The organism is Marseilla massiliensis (assembly GCF_023336985.1).
GTDB lineage: Bacteria > Bacteroidota > Bacteroidia > Bacteroidales > Bacteroidaceae > Prevotella > Prevotella intestinigallinarum.
Genome location: NZ_JAMBLP010000011.1, coordinates 104,202 through 115,477, shown reverse-complemented (window position 1 = coordinate 115,477; position 11,276 = coordinate 104,202). Strand labels below are relative to the sequence as shown.

General features: G+C 57.1%; 11 protein-coding genes. All 11 read left to right on the top strand.

Going from position 1 to position 11,276, the window contains the following annotated elements; genetic code table 11:
- Positions 1-981: hypothetical protein (locus M3089_RS09295; protein ID WP_249083604.1), on the top strand; the 981-nt coding region annotated here is incomplete at its 5' end.
- A 90-nt stretch (positions 982-1,071) separates the two neighbouring features.
- Positions 1,072-1,665: a hypothetical protein gene (locus M3089_RS09290; RefSeq protein WP_249083596.1), complete on the top strand. Its 594-nt coding sequence runs from the start codon at positions 1,072-1,074 to the stop codon at positions 1,663-1,665.
- A 2-nt stretch (positions 1,666-1,667) separates the two neighbouring features.
- Complete coding sequence (locus tag M3089_RS09285) at positions 1,668-2,111, top strand: hypothetical protein (protein ID WP_249083594.1); 444 nt, start codon at positions 1,668-1,670, stop codon at positions 2,109-2,111.
- A 602-nt stretch (positions 2,112-2,713) separates the two neighbouring features.
- Positions 2,714-4,117: a DUF6242 domain-containing protein gene (locus tag M3089_RS09280; protein ID WP_249083586.1), complete on the top strand. Its 1,404-nt coding sequence runs from the start codon at positions 2,714-2,716 to the stop codon at positions 4,115-4,117.
- 12 nt (positions 4,118-4,129) lie between these two features.
- On the top strand, positions 4,130-4,813 hold the full coding sequence (gene porG / locus M3089_RS09275) for a type IX secretion system protein PorG (RefSeq protein WP_249083585.1): 684 nt from the start codon (positions 4,130-4,132) through the stop codon (positions 4,811-4,813).
- Between the two features lie 4 nt (positions 4,814-4,817).
- Positions 4,818-5,558, top strand: a complete 741-nt coding sequence (locus M3089_RS09270; protein ID WP_249083583.1) for an isoprenyl transferase — start codon at positions 4,818-4,820, stop codon at positions 5,556-5,558.
- 28 nt (positions 5,559-5,586) lie between these two features.
- The gene (locus tag M3089_RS09265) at positions 5,587-8,208 is read left to right on the top strand and encodes a BamA/OMP85 family outer membrane protein (protein WP_205110355.1); all 2,622 of its coding nucleotides are present in this window, start codon (positions 5,587-5,589) and stop codon (positions 8,206-8,208) included.
- Between the two features lie 74 nt (positions 8,209-8,282).
- Complete coding sequence (locus M3089_RS09260) at positions 8,283-8,795, top strand: OmpH family outer membrane protein (protein WP_249083581.1); 513 nt, start codon at positions 8,283-8,285, stop codon at positions 8,793-8,795.
- A 129-nt stretch (positions 8,796-8,924) separates the two neighbouring features.
- A complete protein-coding gene (locus M3089_RS09255; protein ID WP_205110359.1) occupies positions 8,925-9,422 on the top strand; it encodes an OmpH family outer membrane protein in 498 nt (165 codons plus the stop codon).
- A 185-nt stretch (positions 9,423-9,607) separates the two neighbouring features.
- Complete coding sequence (locus tag M3089_RS09250) at positions 9,608-10,201, top strand: OmpH family outer membrane protein (protein ID WP_249083579.1); 594 nt, start codon at positions 9,608-9,610, stop codon at positions 10,199-10,201.
- Positions 10,202-10,249: 48 nt separating this feature from the next.
- The gene (murI, locus tag M3089_RS09245; protein ID WP_205110363.1) at positions 10,250-11,089 is read left to right on the top strand and encodes a glutamate racemase; all 840 of its coding nucleotides are present in this window, start codon (positions 10,250-10,252) and stop codon (positions 11,087-11,089) included.
- The last annotated feature ends 187 nt before the right edge of the window (positions 11,090-11,276 follow it).

The window sequence follows — 11,276 nt, the reverse complement described above, 5'->3', positions numbered from 1 at the left end:
GATTGTCTGGACACTCTCGACCTGCTTGACGCCGACATAGACACGTTGCCTGCGCACGCTTTCCACTGCACTTTGCATACCCCAAAGGAAAATGGGCGTCGTGTGCTGTTACCTAAAAAAATAAAGCATCTGTCAGACTATTCGCTAAGCGTTGAGTGTGTAGGACGTTACAATGTCACTGGTTTTGAGTGTATATTTGAGTTGGCTGGCAAGTACCCTACGCTTGGACGTTTTGTGTATAATGGCAGAGATTGGTATGTACAAAATGAGAGGGTAACTCGTGTGGTTCCATCAATTGGCAACAAATATTGCAAGTATGATGATGGCCGTGTGTATTCGAAAGATGGCACCGTGTTGTATTTTTCACCGATATCCTATTATGAGGCTGGTACATACTCATATTTGGCTAAGGATGGAACCCGTACAATTTATGCAAATTGTTATGAAGGGATGCTCATGTCTGGCAAGTTGATCATTCCTGAGTCTGTTGATTCAATTGGTGACAGGGCTTTTGCCTATATTAAGTGGAACCTGCCAACGAGATATAGTAGGGAGTGGTATGCGCCTGAACCATCCTTGGTGTGTATGGCGTCAGTACCTCCGCGATTGGGAGACGATGTGTTCTTGACTGATGGCGACCCTCAGGCAGTCTATGTTCCTCTGGAGAGTATCGGTCTTTACGAGCAGGCTGAGGGTTGGAAGGAGCTTTCAATAAATCAAATAATATATGCAGATATTAAAGACTTGCAAGGTGATCCAGGTGATTTGTCTGTTGTTGACGGTGGCGAGGCATACACCCTTCAATCTTCCAAGCCCATCTCCCGCGTCGTGTGCTACAGCGTGGGCGGGCAAATGCTGAGAGACGTGCCCGTGATGGCAGAAACAGCTGTAATCGCAAAGAGCGAAATCCCTGGCCCGTACATGCTCGTGCGCATATACTTTGATGACGGAACGGGGCAAGTGGTGAAACTAAGTCGTTGAACGACAGTATGGATGTTGCCCACAGGCGATTTATGTGATGAAATAATAGATGAAATAATAGCTGAATGTAAAACTTAAACCAATTTGTTTATGAAAACCAGACACTTAGTGCGAATTGTGGCTGTGGCACTATTCGCAAGTTTATTTACCGCTTGCAGCAATGACGATGCTGTCAGGGGAGTGGTAGAGATCGGAAAAATGGATGGCGTGGATTTAAGCCAGTCACAGTGCCGAACGACATTAAACGGCGAGGAGGTGGCAATAAAAGGCGTGGAATTTGCCTGCGACGGCGCCGGTGGGGCGGTGACCATGACAATAAGCGGGCTCACTGCCGAATTGGCGAAGAGTTTCACCGTAGACATCGATGCCGTGCCCGGCGAAAGGACTGTCGGCTTCACCGGCAAGAGCGATGCGCCGGGATACGAGATGACCGTGAGAGGCACATACACCCCCGCCGAGAAATATGTGACCGACGGCTATGTGGTCTTGGACATTGCCTATGCGCCGAAAGGCATTGAGACGGGCCGTACATTTGTGTTCAAGACGGGCGAGGGATTTCTCAACGTGACCAAAGACATCTTGGGAACTACAAAGTATGACGGTATTGTTTACCCCAACGAGATGACCATAAGAAACGCATTGGTAAGCATAGGCAATATCTTGGAACCAAGCACGACGAGATAGGCATGAGGTTTAACGAAGACCTCACGCTCGACATCTGGATAAAGCCCGCCGGCGGCGATGAACCGGCGCATTGGATGACAACGAGATACTGGTTTACGGAAAATGACGGCGAGCTGATACTGGAACTTACCGACGAGCAATGCGACGCCTTCTGCGAGGCGTGGACGGGCATACCGCAAGGGCCTTATACCCCGATATTCATCTTTGGCCTCGACGACCGCGTGCCGTTGGCCATGTTTTATGAAATGGACGGCGGGCGATTGAGCATAGGCATTGCAAACACGCAGAATGCGGCTGCGCTCTCAATGTTTGCCGACGGCTTTGGGAGGACATGGCCCGAAAGCCAGGCCAAGACCGAGCTTATGGTGGCCAGGGACGCCATGTGGAATGCCATACGCGACGGGCAGCAAGTGGAGATAGCCATGACATCCGAGCCCGGAGATTGACGTGGGTTGCCGGCCCTGTTGGCGTTAGTCAGGGCCGATTGCCTCCCCTTGGCGCAGACTGTGGCGCAGGCAGCCGTGCATCCGATTTTTGCGTTGATTTAAATCAATAAATTGTGAGGGCGTCGAAAAAACATGCCCCGCAATTTTGTTTTCCTTTATATATATTGTATCTTTGCGCTACCATTGCGACAATGGTACTGTTATTCATTAGGTTAGTAGTTAATAGATTTAAGGTAAAGATTATGTTATTAGATTTTCATGACGACGGTTGTGCCTTTGTGGGCATTGATATTCAATGACTTCAACGGCATCCGTCCGAGGGAATAGCGCGGGGTGAGTGATTCATACCGCGCTGTTTCATTATGGGCTCGCCCCGCGCCGGCATGCGTTTGCCGTAACGATGCGGAGCACAGCCTTTTGCCGCTCTGCCTGCGGGTCGGCAAGGGGCCTTGGCCGGTACGTCGGCATAAAACGGCTATTTTGAACTAACAGAACTTAAAATGCCCCGTTTTAGTATGTTTTTTATTTAATAAAGACAGAAAGATGCCGCTATTTACGGAAATGTGATTAAATTTGCAGCTAAAAATAAAAATAAATACCGAATGAGTAAGAACATTGGTCATCTGTGCCTGCTGTTCGCGGCGGCAACATTACTTGTGTCGTGCTTAGACACCGACTATACCGATGATGTGACGCTTTATGATGATATTGCCATTACCCAGTTTCAGATAACAAGCGCTAAGATAACCAAGCACACCACTTCCTCGACGGGGGAGGACTCCACGTATGTGGTCGACGACCAGAGCGTGGCCGACTATCCGTTTTACATCGACCAGCTCAAGGGCGAGATTTACAATGTAGACTCGCTGCCCGTGGGGGTCGACGCCACCAAGCTGCTCTGCGGCGTTTATACCAAGAACAACGCCATGGTGTATATCGAGAACGCCGCCCGCGACTCGATGAAGTCGCTCTCGTCGACCGACAGCACCGACTTCAGCAAGCCCCGCTACCTGAGGGCATACGCCTCTGACGCCCGCTCGTACCGCCTGTACAAGGTGACGGTGAACATTCACCGCGAGGTGGCCGACGAGTTCCGCTGGACGCGGATGGCCGACAACGCCTCGCTCGCAGCCATGGGCGGCATGCGCCTTGTGGGGCTTGGCGGCAGGATGGTGCTCTTCGGGCTTGAGGGCGGCTCGACGGTGGTCTACACCACAGAGGCCTCCGACGGCAACACGTGGACTGCTACGGGGGCGGCCTTCGGTCCCGACGCTTATAATAATGTGGCGGTGAAGGGCGACACGCTCTTCGTGCTCGACGGCGGCACGCTGCGCCGCACCACCGACGGCACTGCCTTCGAGGCCGTGGCGGCACAGGGGGCACCGCAGCGGCTCGTGGGGGCCAGCACTACAGAGCTCTATGGCATCGACGCCAGCGGCGCGATGGTGGTATCGGCCGACGGTGGGCGCTCATGGCGCAACGACGCCACCGACGCTCCCGGCACGCTGCTGCCCGCGCAAGACATGACATCGTGCACGGCGCCCTACGGCTATGTCGACAGCACCGACTACGTGATGCTCGCCGGCAACCGCTCGATAGAGGCCTACCCCGACGACTCTACGGCCGTGGTTTGGCGCAAGATAGTGGAATACTCGAATGGCAGCGAGCAGGGCAAGTGGGTGTACATGGACCAGGACAGCCGCAACAACTACCTGCTGCCGAGGCTCGCCGGCCTCACCGTCATTGCCTACGGCGACAGCGAGCTGGCCTTTGGCGGCGCCGGCATAGGCGGGTGCAAGGAGCAGCCGTTCTCGCGGATATACGAGAGCCGCGACGGTGGCATCACATGGAAGGCAAACTCTTCGTATGCCTACCCCGATGCGTTTGACACCTCGGCCACGGCCTTTGCCGCGGCAACCGACGCCGACGGGCATATATGGATAGTGTGCGCAGGCACCGGCCAGGTGTGGCGCGGACGGCTCAACAGCATGGGCTGGCAGCAGTGACGGGAGGGGCCGATGAAGAAGCTGCTCGTCATAGCCATGGCCATGGCCGCCGCCATCACGGCGGGGGCGCAGACCGACCCCGAATACAGGGCCGAGATAGGCGGCGGGGTGGGGCTGCTCTCTTACCAGGGCGACTTCAACGGCAGCATCCTGGCCAACAACCAAGTGGCCGGCGGCCTGGTGGCCAAATATCGGTTCAACCCACGCATGGCCCTGGGGCTCGACATTACATACGGCAAGCTGAAGGGGTCGTCGGCCGATGTGAGCACGTGGTATCCCGGGCTGCAAGACTCGGTGGTGTCGTTCAGCAACACGCTGGTCGACGCCGGGCTGCGGTTTGAATACAACTTCTGGCCCTACGGCACCGGCCGCGAATACTTCGGGGCAAAGCGGCTCACGCCATACGTGGCCATAGGCCTCGGGCTGACATACGCCAAGACACCGTCGGGAAGCGTGGTGACGGGCAACCTGCCAATAGGCGTTGGCGTTAAGTACAAGGTGGCCACAAGGCTCAACCTGGCCCTGGAATGGGCCATACACTTCTCGCTGAGCGACAAGCTCGACGGCACCGACGACCCCTACGGCATCGACAGCAGCGGGATGTTCAAGAATACCGACAGCTACAGCATGTTGCGGCTATCGCTCACCTACGACGTGTGGGCAAAATGCCGGACATGTCATAACGATAGATATTGACTCTATGACAGAACAATTGGATATGAAACGCATACCACGCCACATTGCCATCATCATGGACGGCAATGGACGGTGGGCCTCGGAACGGGGGCGCCAGCGCAGCTACGGCCACCAGGCCGGGGTGGAGTCGGTGCGCCGCATAACGTCGGAGTGTGTGCGGCTCGGCGTTGAATACCTCACGCTTTACACCTTCTCGACCGAGAACTGGAACCGTCCTGCCGACGAGGTGGCGGCCCTGATGGGGCTGGTGCTGTCGTCGCTCGAAGACGAGATATTCATGAAGAACAACGTACGCTTCCGCGTCATAGGCGACATAGGGCGGCTGCCGCAGGAGGTGCAGGACAAGCTCAGGCAGACCGAGGAGCACACGGCGGCCAACACGGCCATGACCATGGTGGTGGCGCTGAGCTACTCGGCACGGTGGGAGCTGGCCAAGGCCGCACGGCAGATTGCCGTCGACGCCATCGAGGGGCGCATAGATCCGGCGAGCATCACCGACACCGACATAGAGGCGAGGCTCGAGACGCGTTTCATGCCCGATCCCGACCTGCTGATACGCACAGGGGGCGAGTTGCGCATATCCAACTTCCTGCTGTGGCAGATTGCATATTCAGAACTGTATTTCTGCGATACCTACTGGCCCGACTTCGACGAGGCGGCCCTGCGCCAGGCCATTGCCAGTTACCAGGGACGGCAGCGCCGGTTCGGCAAGACCGAGGCTCAGGTTGAAGGGGATGAACATTGAACGAAACTCATACATTATCATATTTGGGATGGAATATATGAAGAGGATGCTTGGGCTGCTTGCCGCGGCTTTGTTGGCTGGGTTATACGCCACGGCACAGGACAAGATTGTCAAACCGGAGATATCGTACGCCGGCACACCGCGCTCGTGCGAGATAGGAGGGCTCACCGTCAAGGGGGTAGAGGGCTACGAGGACTATGTCCTCACGGGCATCTCGGGCCTGTCTGTGGGCCAGCGCGTGACAGTGCCCGGCTCGGAGATAACTGAGGCGGTGAAGCGCTATTGGAGGCACGGCCTGTTCTCGGATGTTTCCGTCACGGTCGACTCCATTGTGGGCTCCAAGGTCTACCTGTGCTTCAACCTGTCGGTCAGACCCAGGGTGAGCACCATCAACTACAACGGCTTGAAGAAGTCGGAGCGCGAAGACCTCGAGGCACGGCTGGGCATCATGCCCGGAAGCCAGATCACGCCTAACGTGATAGACAGGGCTAAGATACTGGCCAAGAAGTATTTCGACGAGAAGGGATACAAGAACGCCGAGATAGACATACAGCAGCGCGACGACGTTGCTGCCAAGAACCAGGTGATACTCGACATCAATGTCGACAAGAAAGACAAGATGAAGGTGCGCCACATCTACCTCGTGGGCAACAAGAACCTGTCGGACAAGAAGATAAAGGGCAGCCTCTTCACCAAGGGTGCCTTCGCCAAGACGCACGAGGCTGGCAAGCTGTCGTCGTTCCTCAAGTCGAAGAAGTTTACCGAAGAACGCTACGAGGCCGACAAGCAGAACCTCATCGACAAGTACAACGAGCTGGGATACCGCGACATGGTCATCGTCAAGGACAGCGTGTGGAACCACGACCACAACCATGTAAACATCTACGTCGAGATTGACGAGGGGCAGAAATACTACATACGCAACATAACATGGGTGGGCAACACCGTGGTGTCTACCGACAACCTCAACATGCTGCTCGGCATGAAGAAGGGCGATGTGTACAACCAGAAGCGCCTGAAGAAGCGCCTCGAGGAAGACGAAGACGCCGTGGGCAACTACTATTGGAACAACGGCTACCTGTTCTATCAGCTTACGCCGACCGAGGTCAACGTGGTGGGCGACTCCATCGACCTTGAGATGAGGATATCCGAGGGGCAGCAGGCCCACATCAGCAGCGTGCGCATATTCGGCAACGACCGCCTCTACGAGGAAGTGGTGCGCCGCGAGCTGCGCACAAAGCCCGGCGACCTGTTCTCGAAAGACGCCCTGATGCGTTCGGCGCGAGAGATTGCGTCGATGGGATTCTTTGACCCGGAGAAGGTCAACCCCGACATAAAGCCCAACATCGAAGACGGTACGGTGGACATCAACTGGGAGCTCGAGCAGAAGTCTAACGACCAGGTGGAGTTCTCGCTGGGATGGGGACAGACGGGTGTGATAGGCCGTGTGTCGCTCAAGCTCAACAACTTCTCGATGCGCAACCTCTTCGGCAAGAACAAGATGCACCGTGGTATCATGCCGATAGGCGACGGCGAGCAGCTGGCGCTCAGCGCACAGACCAACGGTACTTACTACCAGTCGTACAGCATAAGCTATTCGGCGCCGTGGTTCGGGGGCAAGCGCCCCAACGCGTTCAACGTGGGAGCGTTCTACTCGAAGCAGACCGACGTGAACAGCAACTACTACAACAACAGCTGGATGAACTATTACAACTACTACGGCAGCTACAACAACTATTATTACAACAACTACGAGAGCTACCTCGACGATGACAAGTATGTGCAGCTGGTGGGCTTCTCGGTGGGATGGGGCAAGCGCCTGCGCTGGCCCGACGACTACTTCCAGCTGTCGGTGTCGCTGGCATACCAGCGCTACATGCTCAAGGACTGGCAGTACTTCATCATTACCAACGGCAACTGCAACAACATCAACCTCGGCGTGACCCTGTCGCGAACGAGCACCGACAACCAGCTCTTCCCGCGCCGCGGGTCGGAGTTCCTGGCCTCGGTGACGCTCACGCCGCCATGGTCGCTGTGGGACGGCAAAGACTATGAGCACCTGGCCACCGACGCCAACTCGGCCACGTTCCAGAGCGAGCAGGAAGACAAGTACAGGTGGATTGAGTACCACAAGTGGAAGTTCAAGTTCCGCAACTATACGGCCCTCACCAGCGGCCAGAAGTGCTTCGTGCTCATGTCGCGCGTTGAGTTCGGATTGCTCGGGTCGTACAACCGCTTCAAGAAGTCGCCGTTCGAGACCTTCTACATGGGAGGCGACGGCATGAGCGGATACTCGTCGGGATATGCACAGGAGACCATAGGCCTGCGTGGTTACGAGAACGGTTCGCTAACGCCATACTCGGCGCCGGGCTACGCATACGACCGCTTCACGCTCGAGCTGCGCTACCCGTTCATGCTCGGCAACACCACCATCTACGGACTGGCGTTCCTCGAGGGCGGCAATGCGTGGTACGACACCAAGAAGTTCAACCCGTTTGACATGAAGCGCTCGGCAGGCGCCGGCGTGCGCATCTTCCTGCCGATGGTCGGCCTGATGGGCATCGACTGGGCCTACGGCTTCGACGAGGCCCTGTCTACCGGCACCAAGGGCGGCAGCCAGTTCCACTTCGTGCTCGGCCAGGAGTTCTGACGCACGGGGCCTCGCGCCCCTTGGCTACAGCATATATCATAACAGCAAAAAGAAATGGAGGAAAGGAGATTCTTATGAGGAAAGTATTGGTGATGATGGCCATGATGCTATCGGCCGTGGCCGCGAGCGCGCAGAAGTTCGCGCTTGTCGACATGGAATACATACTTAAGAACATACCTGCCTACGAGCGCGCCAACGAGCAGCTCAACCAGGTGTCGAAGAAGTGGCAGGCAGAGGTCGAGGCACTATCGACCGAGGCGCAGACCATGTACAAGAACTACCAGAACGAGGTGGTGTTCCTGTCGCAGGAGCAGAAAAAGGAGCGGCAGGATGCCATCATGGAGAAAGAGAAGCAGGCTGCCGAGCTCAAGCGCAAATACTTCGGCCCCGACGGCGAGCTGTTCAAGAAGCGCACGAGCCTCATGACGCCCATACAGGAGGAGGTATACAATGCGGTGAAAGACATTGCCGACCTGCGCGGCTACCAGCTCGTGCTCGACAGGGCAAGCGACACGGGCATCATCTTTGGCAGCCCGAAGATAGACATAAGCAACGAGGTGCTGCAGAAGCTGGGCTATTCATACTGATGCGGCCCACGTGTGCAGCAGGCCTGTCGACGGCCGTCCCGAACGTCCCCTGTGGCGGTGTCCGGGGCGACCGGTTACGGCATTTGCACGGACAAACATAATTAACAACAATAAAAAGGACAAAGAACAATGAAAAAGTTATTCTTGGCGCTCATGATGTTTGCGCCATTGGCTTCATTCGCACAGAAGTTCGGACACGTTAACTCACAGGAGATAATACAGGCGATGCCCGAGTACAACAAGGCCAAGACAGAGGTAGACGCCCTGCAGAAGCAGTATGAGGACGACCTGAAGAGCATGCAGGACGAGCTCACCCGCAAGTCGCAGGCTTACGACTCCACACGCACCACGCTGCCCGAGAACATCCGCCAGCGCCGTGAGATGGAGTTGCAGGAGATGTACCAGAAGATACAGCAGAGCTACCAGGACAACCAGCAGGCTCTGGCCAAGGCTTCGCAGGAGAAGATGCAGGTAATCACCACCAAGGTGGTCGACGCCATCAAGCAGGTGGGCCAGGCCGGTGGATATGTCTACATCATGGACGTTGCCGGCGGCATACCTTACATCAGCACCACGCTGAGCACCGACGTCACTGCCGACGTGAAGGCCAAGCTCGGCTTGAAGTGACGCCGCCACGGCCGGCCCTCGCCCTTGCGGCAGACTGCCGGCAGCGGCCAGGCGCCCCGGTGCCCGGCCATGTGGCAGCCATCAGCCCCTTGGCGTGGCGCCACATATTATTTTCTGACAACTACGGGATAGCGCAACGCCCTCAGCGGCTGTTGCGCGCCCTTGTTTAAAAAGGGTAGTGACACATGACGATTATTTTCAAGACTGCATTGCGGTCGGCGCTCATGGCGCTGTTGGCAGCCCTGCCGCTCTGTGCGGGCGCCCAGGTAGAGGTAGACACGCTGGCCGTCGACTCAATGGTAGTGGTGACCGACGATGGCCACGAGCACCGGCCGGTGCTGCGCTTCGGCTACGTGAGCTATGAGACGGCCCTCAAGGCCATGCCCGACTATGCCACGGCAAGCAAGCGGCTGGCCGAGCTCAAGGCTAAGTACGACGATGAGGCCCGTCGCGTGGCCGACGAGTTCAACGCCAAGTACGAGGAGTTCCTCGACGGCCAGGCTGGCTATCCGGCCACCATCCTGCACAAGAGGCAGGGTGAGCTGCAGGAGCTGCTCGAGCGCAACGTGGCGTTCAGGCAGGAGAGCCGCCGTCTCATCGAGTCGGCCGAGAAAGACATCTTCGCCCCGCTCCACCGGCGGCTGCGCGCGGCCATACGCACCGTGGGGCGCCAAAACGGCTACGCCTTCGTAATCAACATCGACGGCAACGCCTGTCCTTTCATCGACAGCTCCATGGGTGACAACGTGACCCTGATGGTGATTGATATGCTAAAGTGAGCCCTTGGCGCGCATGAGCCGCGCCCGGGGCATGGAGGACCCACAGACATGGACAAACTGAATGCCGCCCCCGGCCCCATAGGCATATTCGATTCGGGCTACGGCGGGCTTACCATATTGCACGGAATACGCAAGCTGCTGCCGTGCTACGACTATCTTTACCTTGGCGACAATGCGCGCGCGCCATACGGGCCGCGCTCGTTCGACGTCGTCTACGAGTTCACGCGCCAGGCCGTGGTAAGGCTGTTTGAGCTCGGGTGCCACCTCGTCATACTGGGATGCAACACGGCATCGGCCAAGGCGCTGCGCACAATACAGCAGAACGACCTGCCTGGCATAGACCCCGACAGGCGCGTGCTGGGCATCATCAGGCCCACGGCCGAGGTCATTGGCTCGCTCACCGAGACGCGCCACGTGGGCATCTTGGCCACCGAGGGCACCATCAAGAGCCACAGCTACGACCTCGAGATACACAAGCTCTTCCCGGACATCAGTGTGTCGGGCGTGGCCTGCCCCTTCTGGGTGCCGCTCGTGGAGTACAACGAGGCCGACAGCCCGGGCGCCGACTATTTCGTAAAGAAGCGTATCGACCAGCTCATGGCGCTCGATGCCGACATCGATGCCGTCATACTCGGATGCACCCATTACCCCCTGCTCATGCCAAAGATTGTGAAATACGTGAACCCCGGGGTGCGCATAGTGGCCCAGGGCGAGTATGTGGCCTCGAGCCTGCGCGACTATTTCGTGCGCCATCCCGAGATGGAGCGCAAGTGTACGAGAAACGGCAGCGTCCACTACCTCACCACCGAGAACGCCGACAAGTTCCGCGATTCGGCCCGGGTGTTCCTGCACGAGCATGTCGACGTAGAGACAATAGTGCTGCCTTAGGCCCCCGGTGGCCGCAGGCAGCGCGGATTAGTAGCTGTTCAAAATTAACCGATACAATAGACCTTGCAGGTGTCCTCTATATCTTTGCCACCATCTTGTGTGCTCTTTCGGGCCGCATACCAAAGTCTCATCGGTCGCGTAGCCCGCTACGCTCTCTCTCTTCGGACTTTGGCATGCATCTCCAAAA